The following is a 20,741-nucleotide window of genomic DNA, read 5'->3' as shown; positions in this document are numbered from 1 at the left end:
TGGCTGCGCGGGGGCGTAATTTCCTATTCGGCTTTTCCATCCTTTTTCCAGCATACTTATGAAACATACCCTCAAAAATTGCGCGACCAGGTCATGGTTATCACCGGGGCATCGTCGGGCATCGGCCTGGTTACGGCGCGCATGGCGGCCAAAGAAGGCGCCCGGCTGGTGCTGGCCGCTCGCACCGAAGAGGCCCTGCGTGAGCTGGCCGACGAAATAAACCAGGCCGGCGGCCAAGCCATCTACGTGGTGGCCGACGTGAGCCAGCAGGCCGATGTGCACCGCATTTCGCAGGCCGCTCTCAAGCGGTTTGGCGGCTTCGATACGTGGGTGAACGACGCCGGCGTCTCGATTTACGGCAAAATTGAGCAGATGCCCATCGACGACATGCGCAAATTGTTCGAAACCAACGTGTGGGGCCTGATTTACGGCTCGCTAGAAGCCGTGCACCACCTCAAGTCGCGCGGCGGCGCCATTGTGAACGTGGGCAGCATCCTGTCCGAAACCACTGCCATACTCCAGACCATCTACAGCGCCAGCAAGCACGCCGTGAAAGGCTTCACCGACGGCCTGCGCATGGAGCTGGAGATGGACGGCGCGCCCGTGGCCGTGTGCCTCGTGAAGCCGGCCGCCATCGACACACCCTACACGCTCAACGCCAAAAACTACCTGGACCGGGAGCCCCAGCACGCCCCGCCGGCCTACGCCCCCGACCTCGTGGCCCAGGCCATCCTGCACTGCGCCGAATCAGGCCAGCCCGAAGTGACCGTGGGCGGCGGCGGCAAGATGGTAAACGCCATGAGCCACTACGCGCCGCGCCTGACCGATAAGTTCATGGAAAAGGTGTTTTCCCGGCAAACCAAGTCCAACCGCCCGGCGCGCGCTCTGGCCGACAACGGCCTCGACCACGCCAATGCCCACCTCAAGGAGCGCGGCAACTACCCCGGCCACGCCCGCGAAACCAGCCTCTACACCTCTGCTACCACGCACCCCATGGTAACGGCAGCCGTGCTCGCCGGGGCGGGCATGGGCCTGGCCGCCTGGATGGCCCGCTCGGGGAAGCCTAATGCCAGAAAGGTAAAAGAGCCGCAATCGTAGCGCAGAATCCTGAGTGCAAAAAACGCCGTGGGATGGTTGGGCATTGGCTCGCTCGCTCCACGGCGTTTCCCTGTGCGGATACATTCAACCAGTTAATTATTTGTACATTAAGCAAGTAATAACGTCTGGCCGGATGGGCTCTGGCCAGGCGTGGCTGACTTGGGCATCCTCGCATAAAATGCCCGAGTATTCCTAATCAACCTTCTTTCCGTTGCTGTATGAAAAGGCGCACATTTCTCCGGTCACTGGCTGCCGCGGCTCCGGCCGTTGCCATCCCGCCTGCCTTCGGGCTGAATCCCGGGGCGCCGGGCAAGGGATTTAAGATAGCGGCCGGGGAGGGGCGCCTGCACGGGCACATCAGGCTCAAAGGTGTCAACGCTAATACCCTGGATGTTAAAGTGTCGGGCAAAGACACCGCCGGGGGCCTGGCCATCTTCGAGCAAACCAGCCTGTCTCCCAAACGAGGCACGCCGTTGCACGTGCACCTCAATCAGGACGAGGTTTTCTACGTGCTCGAAGGAGAATATTATTTCCAGGTGGGCGAGGAGAAGTTCAGGCTCCGGACGGGCGACAGTATTTTCCTGCCAATGAAAGTGCCCCACGCCTGGACCCAGATTTCCGAGCGGGGCAAAATGACGGTTACGTTCCAGCCCGCCGGCAAAATGGAGGCGTTTTTCGTGGCGCTGGCAGCCTTAGCCAAAGACCCAACAGCCGCCGAAATGGCTCAACTTTTCGCCACCCACGAAATGAAGGTCGTTGGCCCGCCATTAGCCGTCGATTAACCAGGCCGGTGCCACGGAAGCTCCACTTTATTGAGCTGGCTTTACGCAAAAAGCCCCGCCGGCCAACAGGCCAGCGGGGCTTTTCAGTTTAGGCAATCGCGCCTTAGGCTACCACCGGAGCGTCGGAAGAGACTTTGGGCGCGCCGGCCAGAATTTCTTCGTTGGCAAACTCGGCGTACTTCTTGAAGTTCGCCACGAACTTGTCGGCCAGCGAGGCGGCCGTTTTGTCGTAGGCTTGCTTATCGGCCCATGTGTTGCGCGGGTCCAGGATTTCGGAAGGAACGCCGGGCACGGCACCGGGCACTTCCATGCCGAAGATGGGGTGCTTGGTGAACCGGACGCCGCTGAGCTGGCCGTTGAGGGCCGCTGTAATCATGGCGCGGGTGTAAGGAAGTTTCATGCGCGAGCCCGTGCCGTAGCTACCGCCGGTCCAGCCGGTGTTGATGAGCCACACGTTGATATCGGGGTTTTCGTCCATTTTCTTGCCCAGCATCTCGGCGTACTTGGTGGGGTGCAGCGGCAGGAACACCGCGCCAAAGCAGGCCGAGAACGTGGTCTGCGGCTCGGTTACGCCCATTTCGGTGCCGGCCACCTTGGCCGTGTAGCCCGACATGAACAGGTACATGGCGTGGCTCTTGTCGAGCTTGCTGATGGGAGGCAGCACGCCGAAGGCATCAGCGGTGAGGAAGAAAATGTTCTTCGGGGCATCGGCCACCGAGGGCTCGATGGCGTTGTCGATGAAGTTAATGGGGTAGGCGGTGCGGGTGTTTTCCGTTACCGACTTGTTGGCGAAGTCCACGGTGTGGGTGCCGGGGATAAAGCGCGTATTCTCCACGATGGAGCCGAAGCGAATGGCGTCCCAAATCTGGGGCTCCTTTTCCTGGCTCAAGTCGATTACCTTGGCGTAGCAGCCGCCTTCGAAGTTGAAGATGCCGGCATCGGGCGTCCAGCCGTGCTCGTCGTCGCCGATGAGGCCACGGTTCGGGTCGGCCGAAAGGGTGGTTTTGCCGGTGCCCGAGAGGCCGAAGAAAATGGCGGTGTCGCCGTCCTCGCCCACGTTGGCCGAGCAGTGCATGGGCAGCGTGTTGCGCTCGTGGGGCAGCAGGTAGTTCAGCACGCCAAAAATGCCTTTTTTCATCTCGCCGGCGTAACCCGTGCCGCCAATCAGAATCATCTTCTTGGTGAAGTTGATGATGGCGAAGTTGGGCTGGCGGGTGCCGTCCACGGCCGGGTCGGCCTCAAAGCCAGGGGCGCAGATGATGCTGAAATCGGGCAGCCAGCTGGTGTCGGCGCCTTCTTCGGGGCGCAGGAACATGTTGTAGCAAAACAAGTTGTGCCAGGCCTGCTCGTTCACGATGCGCAGCTTGAGCTGGTAGTCGGGGCTGGCGCCGGCGTAGGCTTCGCGCACGTACAAGTCTTTGTCGGCCAGGTACGCCACCATTTTCTGGTGCAGCTGGTCAAACTTATCGGCCTCGAAGGGGATGTTGATGTCGCCCCACCACACGCTTTCTTCGGTGTTGGCATCTTTCACCACAAACCGGTCTTTGGGCGAGCGGCCGGTGAATTTGCCGGTGTCGGCCATCAGCGCGCCCGTGTCGGTGAGGTGGCCTTCGCCGTTGCGAAGAGCGTGCTCAACCAGGGCAGCAGGCGGTAGATTGAGGTGGATGGTAGCCGTCTCGTTGAAGCCCAGGGGCTGCAAACGATTGTGGGAGGCGGTAGCAAGGGTGGAGGCTTCTTGCATGGTAAGAAAAGTGTTGGGTGGGAGTTTTCGTGTGTGAGGGTACAAAGGTAGAATTATTCAGCTTGGCGGAAGTGAAACAATTCGTTTCTTTAACGGGACAAATTAAACCTTGTCTGGCCGGTTGGCTATTTTTGAGCGCCGAAGACCCTATTCAAGTGCGATGGGAGCGGTATTGATTCAACACGCGGCGCACAGCAGGTTTTCTTTGTCCCTATTTATATCCAAAATAATGGCCACCGACATCGCCCGCTTCAACGGCATCTACGGAGACAGCAAGGCAAAGATTTCGCACGACTACCTCCAGAGCCAGCTCATTGTGCCCCGGCAGCGCCTCACCGATTGGGGCCTCAAGCCGCATCTGCACGAAAATTTATTCCAGCTCTTCTTCCTCGAAGCGGGCCGCGCCTCCTTCGAAGCTGCTGATTTGGTGGAGCTAACCACGCCCTGCCTGGTAATCATTCCGGCCAATACCGTGCACGGCTTCACGTTTAGCCCGCAGGTGAAGGGCCGCACGCTCACGCTCTCGGAGGCTTTGCTCGACACGATTCTGCAGGCCACGCCCGGCGTGCTGGTTGAGCTGAATTCGGTGCACATCCTGTCCGATTTCAGCTCCGAAGTCAGCTTCGCCGATTTGCAGGCCCTGGAGCAGCAGATTCGTGAGGAAATCTACTCGGAGCTGACCGGCAAGCAGCTGGCGCTCAACGGCTACTTCAAGCTGCTGTTCGTGAAGATATTTCGCCTGCTGCAGCACAACCGCCGCAAGGAAGAAAGCCCCAACCGCGCCCTGCACTACTTCCGCGAGTTCCAGAAAGCCATTGAGCGGGCCGCGCCGTTCGAGAAGAAGATTTCGCAGTTTGCCCAGGAGCTCAAGATTACGCAGGTGCACCTCAACCGCATCTGCCAGGCCGTGAAGGGCAAAACGGCCCAGCAGATTGTGCAGGCCCACACCATCCGCAAGGCCCACAACTACCTGCTCTATACCTCGCTTTCGGTGGCCGAAATTGCCTACGAGCCTGCAGTTTGTCGACCCCGGCTATTTCACCCGGTTCTTCCGCAAGCAAACCGGCCTTTCGCCAGGCGCCTATCGCGCCAAGGCCTACCGCAGCGACGGCCCTTCTAAAACCTCCCGGCCCGGCCCCGACGACGTGAAAAGCGCACCCCACGCTTCATAATGCCGAAACTTTCCTAGATTTACCATCCCCGTATTGCGCGGGGGCCTTTCATTCTTTTCACTTCGCACCCTTATCCTTCCCTAATGCAACCAGCCCCTGCTCTGCGAGAGCAACCGCTTAAGTCGGAATCCACGAGCCACCCCCGCGGCCTGTACGTCCTGTTCGCCACCGAAATGTGGGAGCGGTTCAGCTACTACGGCATGCGCGCCCTGCTGTCGCTGTACATGCTCAAGGCCCTCCTCATGAACAAGGAGATGTCGTCGCTCATCTACGGCAACTACACCTCGCTCGTGTACCTGACGCCGCTGCTGGGCGGCTACATGGCCGACCGCTACTGGGGCAACCGCCGCTCCATTCTGGTGGGCGGCTTGCTGATGGCGCTGGGGCAGTTCGCCTTGTTTTTCTCGGCCTCGATGTACGCCACTGGTCAAACGGCGGTGCCGCAGGCGCAGCTCCTGCTGTTCTTCCTGGGCCTGGGCTGTTTGATTTTCGGCAACGGCTTCTTCAAGCCCAATATCTCCTCGATGGTGGGCTCGCTCTACCCGAAAGGCGACTCGCGCATCGACGCGGCCTACACCATTTTCTACATGGGCATCAACCTGGGCGCGTTTTTCTCGCCCCTGGTGTGCGGCACGCTCGGCGACACCGGCAACCCCGCCGACTTTAAGTGGGGCTTCCTGGCCGCTGGCATCGGCATGCTAGTGGGCAGCCTCACCTTCGAGCCTGCTGAAAAACAAATACGTGGTAACCGCCGAGGGTGCCCCGCTGGGCGCCAAGCCCGAGCGCACCGTAGAACACTCGCCCGTAGTGCCCGTGCAAACCGATGGCCCCGTACGGACCGAAACCATCGCGCAGCCCACCAAGAGCTTCGCCAGCAAGCTGCCCATGCTCATCGGCCTGTTTGCGGTGGTGTATGCGGCCATTGCCTGGCTGATGAACCGCGACTGGATTGGCGCGCTGGTGTTCTCGGCCATGATTGTGGCCCCCGTCACCATCCTCACCGACCCGACCCTCACGGCCCGCGAGAAGCAGAAAATCTACGTTATTTTCATCCTCAGCTTCTTCGTAATCTTCTTCTGGGGCACGTTCGAGCAGGCCGGCGCCTCGCTCACCTTCTTCGCCGACGAGCAGACTGACCGCACCCTGGGCTCTACCGTGGTGCCGGCTTCCTACTTCCAGAGCGCCAACGCCTTGTTCATCATCGTATTCGCACCGGTTTTCGCCGTGCTGTGGACGTGGTTGGGCAAGCGCCGCATGGAGCCTTCCTCGCCCTTGAAAATGGCCATCAGTCTCATGCTCATGGCCGTGGGCTACCTCATCATTGCCTTCGGCGTGAAGGGCGTGGACGCTTCCACGAAAGTGAGCATGTTCTGGCTCATCACCATGTACCTCATGCACACGTTTGCTGAGCTGTGCTTGTCGCCTATCGGCCTGGCGCTGGTAAACAAGCTGGCCCCGGCCCGCTTCGCCTCGCTGCTGATGGCCGTGTGGTTCCTGGCTACGGCGGCCGGCAACAAGCTGGCTGGCGTTCTCTCGGGCCTGTATCCTCCCGGCCCGGGCGAGTTTGCCAAAGCCGCCAAAGAAGGCATCAACCTGCCCGCCATCCTCAACGGCACCTCGCAGGCCACAGCTGATATTACGGCCAAGCTGTCCAGCCTGGAATTAACCTCACACTGGCCCACGTTTCTGGGCTTCCAAATCACCAGCCTCTACGACTTCTTCATGATTTTCGTGGGCATGTCGGCGGTAGCTTCGGTTATCCTGTTTGTGATTTACAAGCGCCTCTTCACCATGATGGAGGAGCCAGTGGTGGCTTAAACCTTCAGGGTATTACCGAAAAAAGCCCCCGGCAGTTCAAGTGCCTGGGGCTTTTTGTGCCTGTCATGCTGAGCTTGCGAAGCATCTTCTCACAGCTCAACGATTCGTTCCGCGGCGATAAGATGCTTCCTTCGTCAGCATGACAGGCGATTGGGTTACTATCACATGCGAGATGCCTCGGCTGCGCTCGGCATGACCCGTAAGCGGGTACTTTTACCTGTAGGGCCTGCTTCCCTCAACGCGCCCGGCTGCCAGTGCAATAGGCATAGAAAAGCCCCGCCGGCAACGCCAGCGGGGCTTTTCAAGCTAATAGCTTAAGGCTAGTGGCTAACAGCTAAGCAAGATTACATCATGCCGCCCATGCCACCCATACCGCCCATGCCGCCATCACCGCCGTGGCTATGGCCGTTCTCCTTGGGCTCGGGCTCGTCCGAAATCACGGCTTCGGTCGTCAGCAGCAGGCCGGCGATGGAAGCAGCGTTTTCGAGGGCCAGACGGGTCACCTTGGTGGGGTCGATGATACCAGCGGCCACGAGGTTTTCGTAGCGGTCTTCGCGGGCGTTGTAGCCGTAGTCACCGCTGCCTTCGCGTACCTTCTGCACTACCACTGAGCCTTCGCCACCCGAGTTCTGCACGATGCAGCGCAGGGGAGCCTCCAGGGCCGTGCGGATGATGTTTACACCCGTGCGCTCGTCGGCGTTGCGGGTATCAACGGCCGCCAGGGCCTCGATGGCACGCACCAGGGCCACGCCGCCGCCGGGTACCACGCCTTCCTCAACGGCAGCGCGGGTAGCGTGCAGGGCGTCGTCCACCCGGTCTTTCTTCTCTTTCATTTCCACCTCGGTGCTGGCACCGATGTAGAGAATGGCTACACCGCCGCTCAACTTGGCGAGGCGCTCCTGGAGCTTCTCCTTGTCGTAGTCCGACGTAGTGGTTTCCATCTGCGCCTTAATCTGAGCGATACGGCCGGTGATGGCATCTTTCGAACCCTTACCGTTGACGATGGTGGTGTTGTCCTTGTCGATGATGATTTTCTCGGCCGTGCCCAGGTACTCCAGGGTCGCGTTTTCGAGTTTGTAGCCCTGCTCTTCGCTGATAACGGTACCGCCCGTGAGGGTGGCAATGTCTTCGAGCATGGCCTTGCGGCGGTCGCCGAAGCCGGGAGCCTTCACGGCTGCGATTTTCAGCGAGCCGCGCAGCTTGTTTACTACCAGCGTAGCTAGAGCTTCGCCGTCAACATCTTCCGAAATGATAACCAGGGGCTTGCCGGTCTGGAGCACTTGCTCGAGCACGGGCAACAGCTCCTTCATGGTGCTCACTTTCTTGTCGTAGATGAGAACGTAAGGCGAGTCGAACTCTACCTCCATTTTCTCGGGGTTGGTCACGAAGTAAGGGGAGAGGTAGCCGCGGTCAAACTGCATGCCTTCCACCGTTTTAACTTCGGTTTCGGTGCCACGCGCTTCTTCTACCGTGATTACGCCTTCTTTGCCTACTTTGTCCATGGCGTCGGCAATCATCTGGCCGATTTCCATGTCGTTGTTGGCCGAAATGGCACCTACCTGGGCAATTTCTGCCGAGTTCTCAATCTTTTTCGACTGCGACTTCAGGTTGGCAACTACGGCATGTACTGCCTTGTCGATGCCGCGCTTGAGGTCCATGGGGTTGGCACCGGCAGCTACGTTTTTCGAGCCCGCGGTGTAGATGGCCTGGGCCAATACCGTGGCGGTGGTAGTACCGTCGCCGGCCTGGTCGGCCGTCTTCGAAGCCACTTCCTTCACGAGCCTGGGCGCCCATGTTCTCGATGGGGTCGCGCAGCTCAATTTCCTTGGCTACAGTCACGCCGTCCTTGGTGATGGAGGGCGCGCCAAATTTTTTGTCGATGATGACGTTGCGGCCTTTCGGACCGAGGGTCACTTTTACGGCGTTGGCCAGTTTGTTCACGCCGGCCTGCAGACGGGCGCGGCCTTCGGTATCGAATTGGATGTTCTTAGCCATTTCTGGGTGATGAAGTAATGAAGTATTAAGGGATGGGGAGCTTTCGCGGGTTGAGCCAGGGGCTTACAACACGGCGAAAATGTCCGACTCGCGCATGATGAGCAGGTCTTCGCCGTCGACGGTGATTTCGGTGCCGGCATACTTGCCGTACAGCACCTGGTCGCCCACGTGCACCTGAGGCTTGATGAGGGAACCGCTGTCGGCGGTTTTGCCTTCGCCTACGGCTACCACTTCACCGCGCTGGGGCTTCTCCTTGGCCGTGTCAGGGATGATGATACCGGATTTGGTTTTCTCCTCGGCGGCGGCGGCGCGGACGATGACGCGGTCGGCCAGCGGTTTCATGCTAAGTGCCATTCTGTGTGTGTTTGGGTTGAATTGGATGAAAAATCAGGTTTACGCCCTTGTCTCACTTCCCGTGCCAGGGCCATAAACCTGACAAAATAGGCAGTATCGGGAACTAATATATGGCAGACCTGACGCGTGGCAGTGCCCGGCGCGCACCTGTCACTCGGCAGTTATGGAGGCGCTAGCAAGACCCTTTTGGACACGTAATTCAACGAAAAAGCCGGTGGCTCCTGGAGGAACCACCGGCTTTAACAGGCTAGTAGCATCTATGCGCCGAAATTACTTCTTGTCAGCAGGGGCTGGTGCTGGAGTGGTAGCAGCCGGGGCCGTGGTAGGGGCTGCCGTGCCGGCAGGTGCGGTGGTGGTACCTGCGGGAGCAGTGGCGCCACCGGGGGCAGCAGCCGGAGCCGGAGCGCTAGGAGCGGGGGCCGGAGCGGGCAAGCGGGTTTCCAAAGCACGCTGCTGGTTCACGCTGCGGGTAGGGCCAGCCGACGTAGTGGTGAGCATGTGGGTACCGAGCGACAGCACCACCAAACCGATGGCAAAACCCCAGGTGAGCTTCTCGAGCAAATCGCCGGTGCGCTTCACGCCCATCATGCTTGCAGCACCGCCCGCGCTGAACTGGCTGGAGAGTCCGCCGCCCTTGGGGTTCTGGGCCAGCACCACCAGGGCCAGCAGGAAGCACACGATAAGAATGAGAACGATGATAGCAGTGTACATGGGGAGCGAAAAAGCGAAAGAGGCGAATTACGCCGAGGGTTGCAATTGTTGGATTTGGGCCGCAAAGTACGCCATTTTTTCCGGCTGTTTCACCATGAGCTTCTCATAAATCTCAATGGCTCGGGCAGTTTTGCCTTGGCGCACGAGGATACGGGCGAGGCTTTCGGACGCTAAGTCCGATTCGGGGCGGGTGCTCCGAACGCTCAGGTCGGCCTGGGCGCTGGCGGCGGGTGGCAGCATGGCCGGCCGCGTGAGTCGCGGCTGGCGGCGCAGGAAATTATTGATAAGGTCGAGCGACGACGGCACGGCCGGCGCTGGCGGGCGGTGCGTGGCCCAATGGTCAAGCAGCAGCGGGTCAGGCTCGAAAAAGCACCGGCGGGTGGGAGCGGAGCAGCGGCCGGCTGGGCTGCCGCAATCTGCACGGAAGCTGCCTCAGCGGCTTCGGCTTTGTCAGCCAGCAGGTTGAGCAGCTGCATGGAAAAGCCCAGGCGGCTGCTCTCTCCGAAACCGTACCCTACCTCTTCGTCGCCGGTAAAGGCGGCTGGCGTGAACACGGGCGTTGCCGGAACCGCACCGGTAGAAGTTGAGCTAAGAATTTCGGGCAGCGGCTCCAGGCTGCCCAGGCTCCGGGTAACCGCCGAAGCGGCCCACTCATCAACTAGGCCCGGCAGTTCGTACGTGGGCACGGCCGGCGGCGGCGTATCGGCCAAGCCAAACTCGAAACGGGCTTCCCCAACCTCCACGGGCGGGCGGATAGCGGGGGCCTGCGCCGGCAAATCTTCCTCAATCTCGGGCTCAGGGAGTGCTTCCAGCTCCGGAAATATCTCGGGCGTGGGTTCCGAAGCCGGAATGTCAACCCCTTCAACATCGAGAAGCAGGGCCACATCGGCCTCTGAAAGAATGGGGCTTTCCGCTGCCTTAGGCGCGTCTTCCGTCAGGGGAGAGGAAGGTATTTCTGCTTCGTCCGCAACGGGTGCCGGCTCGGTGGCCGGCTCAACTTTTAGCTCAGGCTCGGCTGCCGCGGGAATTTCATCGGGGACGGAAGAAGCTTCAGGAGCTAGAATGGCCGGTTCGGGCGCAGCTGCAGGCAGCTCGGGGGTGATGAGCACCGGTGCTGGTGGAGCAGTTGTATCAACTACAGCAGGCATAATGGGGGCAACGGCTTCCGGAGCAACTTGCTTCGGCTCCACAACCGGCGCTACTTCTGGCTCAACTTCTTGCACGAGAGCCGGCTCCACGTGCTCGATGAGGCGGCGCAGCAAGGTGCGGTCGGCGGCGTAGGTGGCGGCGCGGCGCAGGCGCTGGCCGGCCAGCATGGTGCCCTGGTCGTGGGCGGCCTTGGCCAGCAACAGGTGCGCGGTTTGGCAGTAGGGGAAGGCCTGAGCCAGCTGTTCCAACTCGCGCACTTCTGCCGGGCCGAGGGCCGAGGAGTTGTCTAAAACATGCAGAAGCGTGGCGCGAGTCACGGGAGAGAGGGCGGCTTTTTAAGAAGAGCAGTTTTCGGAAGCAATTCCTAAAACCTGCGCTGCGAACGGATTAATGGGGCGCAACATTACGCTAATTTACGCAAATACCCACGCCGGCACTGCCGAGTTAACCCCGGCTTGAGCCAAATTATTTGAATAAGCAGGTCCCGCTACAGCCCAACTAATTAGGCGGTTACCAGTTAGCCACCGACTTATTAAAAATGTCGGTTATGATTTTATTCGTCGTGGTGCGCACGGCGCTCGGGTCACTGTTTATGGTGGCGATGTTGCGCGTGCCCGGGTAGTCGTCGAAGTTCTGGAATACCTGCTCGAAGCTCTGCTTGTCGTCCTTGGTGTTGGTGAACCGGATTTTGACTTGGATGGTCAGGCGGTTGGAGCCAGCCTGGTCTACTCCGTTGACTTTCTGAATAGAAGCCGGGGAAAAATCGTAGGCCACGATGTTGCCATCGAACTGCAGGTCGCCGTCGCGCGGCACCAGCTTTAGGTTGGTGTTGCGCTGGAAATAGTCCTTGAGGTCTTCGGTGAAGCGCTGGGTCAAAAAGGCCGGGCCCTGGGGCGAGCTGTTTTGAATAGTGCCAATGGAAATGGTCCGAACGGCCGGGTCGATGTTGGTGCCATTGAAGGAGTAGATGCCGCAGCCGCTCAGTAATAGGCTGAAAGCTATTAGCTGATAGCTGACAGCTCTCCGGCTGAAAAACGAGAAAAAGCTAACAGCTAAGAGCCGCATAAAAGGCTCCCGCTGACAGCTGGCAGCTAGCCTAGCCTCACACTTGCTCCAGGTCATACTGCTTTAGTTTACGGTACAAGGTGCGTTCCGAAATGCCCAGGTCGTGAGCGGCGTACTTGCGCTTGTTGTTGTGCTTCTTCAAGGCCTTGAGTATCATCTCCCGCTCCTTCACGTCCAGCGAGAGGGTTTCCTCCTCGGTTTCGTGGGGGATGTCTTCCACAGGGGCTTCGTCGTCGTAGCTCGCGGCGGGCTCGCTGTTGTAGGAGCCGGGGGCCGCGGGCAAAAAGTATTCCGACGACTGGCCGCTCTCAAACGCGCCCGCCGGGGCGGTATTGTTGAAGAGGTGGCTGTTTTGGCGCAGCAGCTCCTGGGCTTCGTGGGGGCGCTGGCCGGTGGCCAGCTCCAGCACCATTTTCTTCAGGTCCGTCATGTCGCGGCGCATGTCGAACAGGATTTTATAGAGCAAATCGCGCTCTGAGTAGCCGGCCGCGGCGGTATCCGGCGCGCCGGGCCCGAGCAGCATGGGCAGGCGGCTGACCTGGTCCTGCGGCAGGTAAGGCGCCAGGCGGCGCGCGTCGACCTCGCGCTCCGTTTCCAGCACCGACATCTGTTCGGCGATGTTCTTGAGCTGGCGGATGTTGCCGGGAAAGCGAAACCGCGTGAGCGCTTGCACCGCATCGGGCAGCAGGGTAATGGGCCGGGTGCGGTAGCGCTCCGCGGCATCGGAAGCAAACTTGCGGAAGAGCAGGTAAATGTCTTCGCCGCGCTCGCGCAGCGGCGGCACCGTGATGGGCACCGTGTTGAGCCGGTAGTACAGGTCTTCGCGGAAGGTGCCGGCCTGCACGCGGTCGAGCAGGTTCACGTTGGTGGCGGCCACCACGCGTACGTCGGTTTTCTGCACCTTGCTGCTGCCCACCCGTATGAACTCGCCGTTCTCGAGTACGCGCAGCAGGCGGGCCTGGGTGCCCAGCGGCATCTCGCCGATTTCGTCCAGGAATATGGTGCCGCCGTTGGTTACTTCGAAGTAGCCCTTGCGGGCCTCGTTGGCGCCGGTGAAGGAGCCTTTCTCGTGCCCAAACAGCTCAGAATCGATGGTGCCTTCCGGAATGGCACCGCAGTTGATGGCAATAAACTGCCCGTGCTTGCGCGGCGACAAGGCATGGATAATCTTGGAAAATGACTCCTTGCCCGACCCGCTTTCGCCGGTAATGAGCACCGTCATGTCAGTCGGCGCGACTTGCGCGGCCACCTGAATGGCGTAGTTCAGCGTCGGCGCATTGCCGATGATGCCGAACCGGAGCTTGATGGATTGGATTTCAGAAGATGTCATTCACATGACCGAATCAGGCAACTCGGTCCTTAAAATTATTTTTTAGGAAAATTCATGCGCCAGAGCAACCGGATAACCAGAAAGGCCAGAAATCCTCCCCCAATGAGTAGGAAAATCTGCCATAAAAACATGCTGTTCCCGATTGCCATAGGATTGATTATTCGCTTTAAATGCTAAGCAGTTACGGCGTCACCCAACAGGGTGCTGGCCGATGAAGAATGTACCAGCACATCCACGTAGTCGCCTTTGACAAAGTTTTGCTTTGGGAAAATGACAACCTGGTTTTGGCTGTTGCGGCCGCTGAGGTGCTCTTTCGAGCGCTTGGAGAAGTTCTCTACCAGCACGCGGTGCACCTGACCAATGCCGCGCTTGTTGCGCTCGGCGCTGTGGATTTGCTGCAGGTCGATGATTTCCTGCAGGCGGCGTTTCTTGGTTTCCAGCGGAATGTCGTCGGTGAGTTTGCGGGCGGCCAGGGTGCCGGGGCGCTCCGAGTAGAAGAACATGTAGGCCATGTCGTAGCGCACAAACTCCATCAGGCTCAGCGTGTCCTGGTGCTCTTCCTCGGTTTCGGAGCAGAAGCCTGCAATCATGTCGGAGCTGATGGCGCAGTCGTCGCCCAGAATCCGGCGGATAGCCAGCACCCGCTCCTCGTACCAGGCGCGGTCGTAGGTGCGGTTCATCAGGGCCAGCACCCGCGAGTTGCCGCTCTGGGCGGGCAGGTGGATGAACTTGCAGATGTTGTCGTAGCGCGCCATGGTGTGGAGCACTTCATCGGTGATGTCCTTGGGGTGCGAGGTGGAGAAGCGCACGCGCAGCTCGGGACTGATGAGGGCCACACGCTCCAGCAGGCTGGGCAAAGTTAACGTGCTCGGTACCGTCGGCCGAGGCCCACTTGTAGGAGTCCACGTTCTGGCCCAATAGGGTTACTTCCTTGTAGCCGGCGGCCACCAGGTCAGCGGCTTCGCGCAATATGCTGTGGGCGTCGCGGCTGCGCTCGCGGCCGCGGGTGAAGGGCACCACGCAAAACGAGCACATGTTGTCGCAGCCTCGCATGATGCTGATGAAGGCCGACACGCCGTTGGAGTTCAGGCGCACCGGCGTGATGTCGGCGTAGGTTTCCTCCCGGCTCAGCAGCACGTTCACGCCCTTCTGGCCGCCGTCTACCTGGCTGATGAGCCCGGGGAGGTCGCGGTAGGCATCGGGGCCCACCACGAGGTCCACGATTTTCTCTTCTTCCAGAAACTTGCTTTTCAGGCGCTCGGCCATGCAGCCCAGCACGCCCACCAGCAGGCCGGGGTTGCGCTTCTTGTGCGAGTTGATTTGGGAGAGGCGCATGCGCACCGTCTGCTCGGCCTTCTCTCGGATGGAGCAGGTGTTGAGCAGCACCAGGTCGGCGCTGGCGAGGTCGTCGGTGGTATCGAAACCCTCGTTGAACAGGATGCTCGACACAATTTCGGAGTCCGAAAAATTCATCTGGCAGCCGTAGCTCTCGATGTAGAGCTTGCGCTGGCGGCCGGTGCGGGTAGCGGCCGTTACGCGCACCTCGCCGCTGGGTGTAGCCTCGGGCGCGGCCACTTCTTTGTCTAGAAAATCAAGGGTTAACAGGGCTTGGGACATAATATAGGCGCGTTTCGGCGGGGCACAAAGATACAGCAGCGTGGGTTAAAATGACAGAATGGCAGGTGAATCAGTTGGTAGTGAACAGTTATCAGTGAGCAGTTACCAGGAGTTAATCGAACCAAACGATTTACTGACAACTACTCACTGATTACTGCCCCTAGCACTTCCAGCAGTGCTTTTGCTTTTAGTAGGCACTCTTCGTACTCCCGCTCCGGGTCGGAGTCGTAGGTGATGGCCGAGCCGACCTGGAAGCTGAGGTAGCCGGTATCGGCGCGGTACTGCAGCGAGCGGATTACGACGTTAAATTCAAACTCACCGTCGGACCACACGTAGCCGATGCTGCCGCTGTAGAGGCCGCGCCGGCTGCGCTCATATTGCTCAATGAGCTGCATGGCCCGGATTTTTGGGGCGCCGGTCATTGAGCCCATTGGAAAAGTAGCTTCAAGCACTTCCACCAACCCCACATTCTCTCGTAGTTCTGCGGCTACGGTTGAAATCATCTGCCAGACATGGCGAAAAGGGTAGAGGCCAAACAACTCATAGACCTCCACGGTCCCGGTTTTGGCCACCCGCGCCAGGTCGTTGCGGACCAAGTCCACTATCATCAGGTTTTCGGCCCGTTCTTTTTCGTCACTGAGTAGCGTAAGGCGTTGCTGCTCGTCTTCAGTGGGTGTGGCGCCCCGGCGAATGGTGCCTTTGATGGGTTGAGAAATGATGTCGGGGTAATAGTGCGACAAAAAACGTTCGGGAGAAGCACACATCAGGTAGTGCTCGTGATGGCGGATAAAACCTGCAAAAGGTGCCGGCGAGGCCTCATTCAATCGCCGGAATACATCAGCCGGATGCAGAGAAATTCCTTCCGCATAGAACTCCTGGCACAGGTTTAGTTCGTAAACCTCGCCGTTGAGAATATCATCTTTAATGGCTGCGACGGCGTGCAGGTACTCGGCCTTAGGTAAGCGAGGTCGCAAGGTGGGAACATTGGGCGGAGCAGCCGTGAGGGAAACTGTCGCCAGTATTTGGGCGAGTACCTCTGCCGGTTCGGCGCCGTCAATTTGCAGCACGTTCGGTTGCCAGTATAGCCAGATTTCAGGCACGAAAAAGTGCAGATGCGGCCAAGCGAAGCCATCGAAATTCTCGCTTGTTAGTTGCTCAATTTCATTTTTAACATCGTAGGTAATGAAGCCACAATTCGGAACCCCGCTCGGGCGCTGGCTGAGCAGCCACGTGCGTAGCTCGGCCAGGGAAGTAGGCGCATCGTCCGCTTGGGTGGCCACGGCAAGCATGCGGTAGAAAGGACCTTCCGGGTATTCTAGGTCGTTCGGTTCAAAATAGGCGCAATAGGCAAATTGGGCGCCCCAGCTCAACGCACGGGTGCAAAAGTCGGCTGGTAAAGTGGCGAGCGGAACAGACAGCATGCGGTAAAGGTACCAGGGAAGGCTGGGCCTGTCAGCCGCACTTGCACGCCTGGAAGCACGTTTAAACTGACAAAAGCGTATTCTTTACTTCAACTCGCGCAGGGCCAAAGTGGCTTTGGCATCGGTGCTGTTTTTATACTCGTGCCAGGGGTAGCGCAAGGCTTTCTCAAAATACGCCCTGGCCAGCGCCTTTTTCCGGCTTCCTGCGCCATATAGCCCAACTGCAGCGCCGCCTGGGGAGCAAAGTAAGGGGCCGATTCGCCTGCCACCGCCAGGGTCCGCTCAAAAGCGAGCTTGGCCAAGTCGGGCATGTCCAGACCCTGGTAGGCGCGGGCGCGGCGGTAAGGCTCCTCTATTCGGTCGCGCAGCAGCGTGGCCGGGGTGGCGCGGAAGGTGCTCAGCGTCGCCAAAGCCGGGCGGTTGTAGCCACCGTCGATTTGCAGGCGGGCCCGGGTCAGAATGGGATTCAGGGCCTGGGCTTCGTGGTAGTAGTGCTGCGCGTAGTTGTCCTCTTCCACATCGGTGGGGCCGGGCTGGTTGATTTGCTCGCGGTAGCGCGCGGCGGCAGCGGGCTGCCCGCTCAGCCACGCGGCAAGGTAGAGCTTGAAGGCCGTGTCTTTGCGGTAGTGCTGGCCCTTGTAGTCCCGCAGGAAAGTCAGGTTCTCACGCTCAGAGCTGGCGTAGTCGCCTTGGTAGAGCAGCAGGTCGGCGGCCATGTGGTGCAGGTAGGTTACCGGCAGGTAGCCCGGGCCCGTGGGGCGGGCGCGGTATGCCGCCAGGGCAGCTTCGCCGTGGTGCTGGCGCTTGTGCACGCTGATGAGCAGGTAAGAAAAGAGCAAGTTGTCGGGCTGCTGGGCGTGCAGGCGTTCCACCAGGCGCAAGGCGTCTTCGGTTTTTTTGTAGTAGCCCTCCCGAATCAGGGTCAGGTAGAGCTGGCTTTCCGTCTGGAAGTCGTGAGGTTGAGCGGCCGCCAGAGCCAGGTTCCTGAGGCCGGTATCCACGTTGGCCGTAAGGCCCAGCAAGCGCAAAAGCCAGTGGTAGCCTTCCGGCAAGGAGCCCACCGCAAATTGGCAGATGCCCAGGGTTTTGCGCGCCGGCGCAAACGATGGGTACCGCTTTACCACGGCCTCCATTTGCTGGAAGCCGCTGCGCAGGTGGTACCCGCCTTTCACGAGGTGGCGAAACACCAATTGGCTCAATCCCGCTGCAGCGTGATTTCGGCCCGGGCATAGTCGCGCAGGGCGCTGGCGGGTGCCCGGTCCAGGGCCGTGAGCCGGGCTTCTTGCGCGCCGGTCAGCGCCTCGTATCGGGCGGCATCCTGGGTGATGATGAGCTCCGCAAAATCAGCACAATTGGCCACCAGCAGGGGCGCTGGTGCGGTGGGAGTGGTGGCCAGTTCCGGGCGGAGCAGGTCGCGGGCCGGGCCTAGGCGCAGCTTCAGGACCTCGGCGTAGGCCCGGCGGCTGTTGGCCGTGAGTTGGTCTGCGGTGGCTGCCGCGGCAGTGGCGGGCTGGGCGGTTGGGCTGGCCGGCTGGGGCGGAGAGGCAAAGGCGGAAAGCAACAGGCAGCCGGCTGCCAGTAGCCCAACCCGCCGCCGGCCTTTCCCGCGTGTCGTCGGGATTACCGGTTCTCCACCAAGAAAAAATAGCCCTAGACGCCATTTATCGATGCAACAAAAAAGGAACGGCACGGGGCCGTTCCTTTCACGATTTCAATCAGCAAATCAGATTTTTGGATGGTCCAAAAGCGCTGCTTAAACTGCGCGGGCTTCCACGTCGGCCAGGATACGGCCGCAGTGCTCGCACACGATGATTTTCTTGTGGGAGATAATGTCGGCCTGGCGCTGCGGGGGCACCGTGTTGAAGCAGCCGCCGCAGGCATCGCGCCGCACCAGCACCACGGCCAGGCCGTTGCGCACGTTGCCGCGGATGCGGGTGTAGGCCGTCAGTAGGCGGTCTTCCACCGGCTTGGTGGCTTCCTCGCGCTGGGCCATGATGCCGCGCTCTTCTTCCTCGTTCTCGGAAACGATGGTTTCCAGCTCGCCTTTTTTGTTCTCAAGGTCTTTGCGACGCTCTTCCAGCTTCGATTTGGTACCGCTGATTTCGGCGTTTTTCACGTCAATCTGGTACTGCGACTCTTTGATTTTCTTGTCGGCAATCTGGATTTCCAGGCGCTGCAGCTCAATTTCCTTGGCAATGGCTTCGAACTCGCGGTTGTTGCGCACGTTCTGCTGCTGCTCGTCGTACTTTTTAATGAGCGACTCGGCGTCTTTGCTGGCCTGCTTGCGGCTCTTGATGAAGTCGTTCAGACCCTGAATTTCTTCGTCAAATTTCTTGACGCGCACTTCGTAGCCAGCAATTTCGTCTTCCAAATCCCGGACTTCCTCGGGCAAATCGCCGCGCACGCGCCGGATTTCATCGAGCCTGCGAGTCGAGATGCTGCAGGGTGAGCAGGGCTTCGAGCTTGGCGGCTACGGGAACGTCGGCGGGGGCCACGGCGGCACTTTTAGCAGTCATACTGAACGGGGTTCGTAGGGGTTTCGGCGATTAAGACCGCAAAAGTACGTCCAAATCCGGCCGTTAGCAAATCTCTGAACACCTCCCCGGTGAACTGTTCGCTCTCGAAATGACCCACGTCGCAGAGCATGAGCTGCCCTTCGGCCCCAAAAAACTCGTGGTATTTCACGTCGCCGGTCACGTAGGCGTCGGCGTTGGCCGCCCGGGCCGCCCCAATGAGAAAGGCGCCCGCGCCGCCGCAAATGGCCACGGTTTTTATTTCCTGCTCATAAGATGTGAAGCGCACCAGCGGCACCCGCAACTGCTCTTTCAGCATGGCCCGGAAGGCCTTGGGGGCCATGCCCGTAGCCAACTCGCCAACCAAGCCGGCGCCCACTTCCTGGTGGGTGTTTTCCAGTTTAATCAGCTCGTAGGCCACTTCCTCGTAGGGATGGGCCTCACGCAAGGCCCGCAGTACCGCCGCCTGCCGGTGCAAGGGCAGCAGCACTTCCACCCGCAGCTCGGGAATGGAAGCATGCTGGTACCGGGAGCCAATAACGGGCTGGGTACCAGCGCCGGGCGTGAACGTGCCGGTGCCGGCCATCTGATAACTGCAGTCGGAGTACTGGCCCACGTGGCCCGCGCCGGCGGCAAACAGCGCCGCCAGGACAGTGCCGGCCAGATTCGCCTGCTGGTCTTCGGGGCGGTGGGGCACGTAGGTGATGAGGCGGGCCAGGGTGCCGCTCTGGGGGCCAGCACGCGGGTATTCTTGAGGCCCAATTTCTCGGCGAGCTTGTCGTTTACGCCGCCGCGCACGTTGTCGAGGTTGGTGTGGGCGGCGTAGATGGCCACGTCGTTTTTGAGTGCCGCGATGATGGTTTGCTCTACTTCGCTGGCGCCGGTGAGGCGCTTGAGCGGCCGGAAGATGACCGGATGATGGCACACCACCACGTTGCAGCCACGCCGCAAAGCCTCAAAAACGACGGCCGGCGTGCAGTCGAGGGCAATCAAAACGCCTTTTATCTGGGCTTGCGGGTCGCCGCATTGCAGGCCCGCGTTGTCGTAGCTTTCCTGATAGGCGAGGGAGCCGCGGCTTCCAAAAGGCGGGCAAGGTCTTGTACAGTAGGCATGTTATTAATTTAACAATCAATATTGGTATTTGATTGTTAATTGATGCAAAAATTCACAAATATCGGTAGATTCAATGCTGGATTGACTTTTTTGTTTACAATTTGTTATTGCTAAACTCCAGCAGGCTGCCCAGCTCTTCCACGTATCGGGCAACGTTGGTAGCCAGGTCGCGGCGGCGGTACTGCATCAGATAGCGCGGGTGGTCGAGGGTAACGATGCGGTCAAACAGCCCCAGTTCGTCGTTGAGCCGCTGCAGGTAGGTGCCATTGCGCTTGCCCAGGCTCACCACCACATCGGTTCGCAGGCCCAGTAGCTCCACCTGCTGGCGCAAAGACAGTTGCATGTCGCCCCACAAGGCTTTAGTTAAGGCCGGCGAGTCGTAGTAATTGTAGTTGAGCCCCTCGCGCAGGAGCACCAGCGGGTAGATGGAGCCCAGGTAAAAGTGTTGGTAGAAAGCACGCGGGCCACCCAGCGCGGCCACCACCTGGTAGATGAATTGCGTGGACAACTCCGGCCGCTGGCGGGGTAAATCATGCTCTATACCGCAAAATTCGGCTAGCGCGGCCGGGTCGGTGAAGGCGACGCCGGTGCGGCCCATACCCAGCCGGCCGGGGTTGATGCCCAGGACGGCCACGCGGGGCTGGTGGTCGGCATAAAATTTTGCTCCGAAGCGCTGCAGCAGCTCCTGCACCTCCGGCTCGCGGAAGGGACTGAGCGCGGCTACGCCATCCGGCAGTGTGGCGGGCAGGGGAAAGGTGGTGAGGAAGTCATAAAGGCGGTCGGCAAAATGAGGCATGGGCAATGGAATGGCGTGCTAATCAGGAAAGTGCGGGCCAGGAGTATAGGTTTAGGAGGAATGTCA

At 60.0% G+C, this 20,741-nt stretch carries 17 protein-coding genes and 4 pseudogenes; 5 read left to right on the top strand and 16 right to left on the bottom strand.

The features are described 5' to 3' along the window. Positions 1-78: 78 nt before the first annotated feature. Together ACFQT0_RS17690 and ACFQT0_RS17685 are read left to right on the top strand one after the other, a co-directional pair. Positions 79-1,098 carry an SDR family oxidoreductase gene (locus ACFQT0_RS17690; RefSeq protein WP_380204500.1) on the top strand — a complete coding sequence of 340 codons (1,020 nt, stop codon included), beginning with the start codon at positions 79-81 and terminating at the stop codon, positions 1,096-1,098. 218 nt (positions 1,099-1,316) lie between these two features. After that, entirely contained in the window at positions 1,317-1,880 is a 564-nt protein-coding gene (locus ACFQT0_RS17685; protein WP_380204499.1) for a cupin domain-containing protein, read from the top strand. Between the two features lie 103 nt (positions 1,881-1,983). Here the strand turns inward: ACFQT0_RS17685 and pckA are convergent, their stop codons facing one another. Further along, positions 1,984-3,621 carry a phosphoenolpyruvate carboxykinase (ATP) gene (pckA, locus tag ACFQT0_RS17680; protein ID WP_380204498.1) on the bottom strand — a complete coding sequence of 546 codons (1,638 nt, stop codon included), beginning with the start codon at positions 3,619-3,621 and terminating at the stop codon, positions 1,984-1,986. 229 nt (positions 3,622-3,850) lie between these two features. On the opposite strand from pckA, the gene ACFQT0_RS17675 reads away from it, so the two are divergent. From ACFQT0_RS17675 to ACFQT0_RS17665, 3 genes and pseudogenes are all read left to right on the top strand, one after another. After that, positions 3,851-4,741 carry an AraC family transcriptional regulator gene (locus tag ACFQT0_RS17675; RefSeq protein ID WP_380204497.1) on the top strand — a complete coding sequence of 297 codons (891 nt, stop codon included), beginning with the start codon at positions 3,851-3,853 and terminating at the stop codon, positions 4,739-4,741. A gap of 135 nt (positions 4,742-4,876) precedes the next feature. After that, a pseudogene (locus tag ACFQT0_RS17670) lies at positions 4,877-5,482 on the top strand (oligopeptide:H+ symporter); the annotation flags it as partial. 52 nt (positions 5,483-5,534) lie between these two features. Next, positions 5,535-6,611, top strand: a complete 1,077-nt coding sequence (locus tag ACFQT0_RS17665; protein WP_380204496.1) for a peptide MFS transporter — start codon at positions 5,535-5,537, stop codon at positions 6,609-6,611. A gap of 344 nt (positions 6,612-6,955) precedes the next feature. Here ACFQT0_RS17665 and groL read toward each other — a convergent pair. The 15 genes and pseudogenes from groL to ACFQT0_RS17590 all read right to left on the bottom strand — a co-directional run bounded on the left by groL (position 6,956) and on the right by ACFQT0_RS17590 (position 20,675). Next, a pseudogene (gene groL, locus ACFQT0_RS17660) lies at positions 6,956-8,606 on the bottom strand (chaperonin GroEL). Positions 8,607-8,669: 63 nt separating this feature from the next. Further along, positions 8,670-8,960, bottom strand: a complete 291-nt coding sequence (gene groES, locus ACFQT0_RS17655; protein ID WP_196283918.1) for a co-chaperone GroES — start codon at positions 8,958-8,960, stop codon at positions 8,670-8,672. 270 nt (positions 8,961-9,230) lie between these two features. Further along, a complete protein-coding gene (gene secG, locus ACFQT0_RS17650) occupies positions 9,231-9,671 on the bottom strand; it encodes a preprotein translocase subunit SecG (RefSeq protein ID WP_380204495.1) in 441 nt (146 codons plus the stop codon). 27 nt (positions 9,672-9,698) lie between these two features. Further along, on the bottom strand, positions 9,699-9,911 hold the full coding sequence (locus tag ACFQT0_RS17645; protein ID WP_380204494.1) for a hypothetical protein: 213 nt from the start codon (positions 9,909-9,911) through the stop codon (positions 9,699-9,701). Continuing rightward, positions 9,875-11,137, bottom strand: coding sequence for a hypothetical protein (locus tag ACFQT0_RS17640; protein WP_380204493.1), 1,263 nt, complete (start codon positions 11,135-11,137; stop codon positions 9,875-9,877). Before ACFQT0_RS17640 ends, ACFQT0_RS17645 begins: the two co-directional genes overlap by 37 nt. A gap of 193 nt (positions 11,138-11,330) precedes the next feature. After that, positions 11,331-11,885, bottom strand: a complete 555-nt coding sequence (lptE, locus tag ACFQT0_RS17635; protein ID WP_380204492.1) for an LPS assembly lipoprotein LptE — start codon at positions 11,883-11,885, stop codon at positions 11,331-11,333. A 37-nt stretch (positions 11,886-11,922) separates the two neighbouring features. Next, positions 11,923-13,215: a sigma-54 interaction domain-containing protein gene (locus tag ACFQT0_RS17630; protein WP_380204491.1), complete on the bottom strand. Its 1,293-nt coding sequence runs from the start codon at positions 13,213-13,215 to the stop codon at positions 11,923-11,925. Between the two features lie 173 nt (positions 13,216-13,388). Then, positions 13,389-14,832 (bottom strand): annotated as a pseudogene (miaB, locus tag ACFQT0_RS17625) (tRNA (N6-isopentenyl adenosine(37)-C2)-methylthiotransferase MiaB). Between the two features lie 140 nt (positions 14,833-14,972). After that, positions 14,973-16,253 carry an anthranilate synthase component I family protein gene (locus ACFQT0_RS17620; protein ID WP_380204490.1) on the bottom strand — a complete coding sequence of 427 codons (1,281 nt, stop codon included), beginning with the start codon at positions 16,251-16,253 and terminating at the stop codon, positions 14,973-14,975. Positions 16,254-16,342: 89 nt separating this feature from the next. After that, the gene (locus ACFQT0_RS17615) at positions 16,343-17,440 is read right to left on the bottom strand and encodes a tetratricopeptide repeat protein (RefSeq protein ID WP_380204489.1); all 1,098 of its coding nucleotides are present in this window, start codon (positions 17,438-17,440) and stop codon (positions 16,343-16,345) included. A gap of 8 nt (positions 17,441-17,448) precedes the next feature. Next, on the bottom strand, positions 17,449-17,814 hold the full coding sequence (locus ACFQT0_RS17610) for a hypothetical protein (RefSeq protein ID WP_380204488.1): 366 nt from the start codon (positions 17,812-17,814) through the stop codon (positions 17,449-17,451). Positions 17,815-18,006: 192 nt separating this feature from the next. Continuing rightward, positions 18,007-18,657: a zinc ribbon domain-containing protein gene (locus tag ACFQT0_RS17605; RefSeq protein WP_380204487.1), complete on the bottom strand. Its 651-nt coding sequence runs from the start codon at positions 18,655-18,657 to the stop codon at positions 18,007-18,009. A gap of 101 nt (positions 18,658-18,758) precedes the next feature. Further along, positions 18,759-19,463, bottom strand: coding sequence for a Nif3-like dinuclear metal center hexameric protein (locus tag ACFQT0_RS17600; RefSeq protein ID WP_380204486.1), 705 nt, complete (start codon positions 19,461-19,463; stop codon positions 18,759-18,761). Positions 19,464-19,555: 92 nt separating this feature from the next. Continuing rightward, positions 19,556-19,771: pseudogene (locus ACFQT0_RS17595) on the bottom strand (Nif3-like dinuclear metal center hexameric protein); the annotation flags it as partial. 202 nt (positions 19,772-19,973) lie between these two features. Then, complete coding sequence (locus ACFQT0_RS17590; protein ID WP_380204485.1) at positions 19,974-20,675, bottom strand: uracil-DNA glycosylase family protein; 702 nt, start codon at positions 20,673-20,675, stop codon at positions 19,974-19,976. Positions 20,676-20,741: the final 66 nt, after the last annotated feature.

The organism is Hymenobacter humi (assembly GCF_042665855.1).
Classification (GTDB): Bacteria; Bacteroidota; Bacteroidia; order Cytophagales; family Hymenobacteraceae; genus Hymenobacter; species Hymenobacter humi.
Note: the sequence above shows the minus strand (reverse complement) of the source record. Positions and strands in the feature narration are given on the sequence as shown.

Coding starts and splice junctions, on each gene's coding strand:
- ACFQT0_RS17620 (WP_380204490.1), bottom strand. CDS start 16,253: ATGCTGTCTGTTCCGCTCGCCACTTTACCAGCCGACTTTTGCACCCGT.
- secG (WP_380204495.1), bottom strand. CDS start 9,671: ATGTACACTGCTATCATCGTTCTCATTCTTATCGTGTGCTTCCTGCTG.
- lptE (WP_380204492.1), bottom strand. CDS start 11,885: ATGCGGCTCTTAGCTGTTAGCTTTTTCTCGTTTTTCAGCCGGAGAGCT.
- ACFQT0_RS17685 (WP_380204499.1), top strand. CDS start 1,317: ATGAAAAGGCGCACATTTCTCCGGTCACTGGCTGCCGCGGCTCCGGCC.
- ACFQT0_RS17630 (WP_380204491.1), bottom strand. CDS start 13,215: ATGACATCTTCTGAAATCCAATCCATCAAGCTCCGGTTCGGCATCATC.
- pckA (WP_380204498.1), bottom strand. CDS start 3,621: ATGCAAGAAGCCTCCACCCTTGCTACCGCCTCCCACAATCGTTTGCAG.
- ACFQT0_RS17590 (WP_380204485.1), bottom strand. CDS start 20,675: ATGCCTCATTTTGCCGACCGCCTTTATGACTTCCTCACCACCTTTCCC.
- groES (WP_196283918.1), bottom strand. CDS start 8,960: ATGGCACTTAGCATGAAACCGCTGGCCGACCGCGTCATCGTCCGCGCC.
- ACFQT0_RS17645 (WP_380204494.1), bottom strand. CDS start 9,911: ATGCTGCCACCCGCCGCCAGCGCCCAGGCCGACCTGAGCGTTCGGAGC.
- ACFQT0_RS17675 (WP_380204497.1), top strand. CDS start 3,851: ATGGCCACCGACATCGCCCGCTTCAACGGCATCTACGGAGACAGCAAG.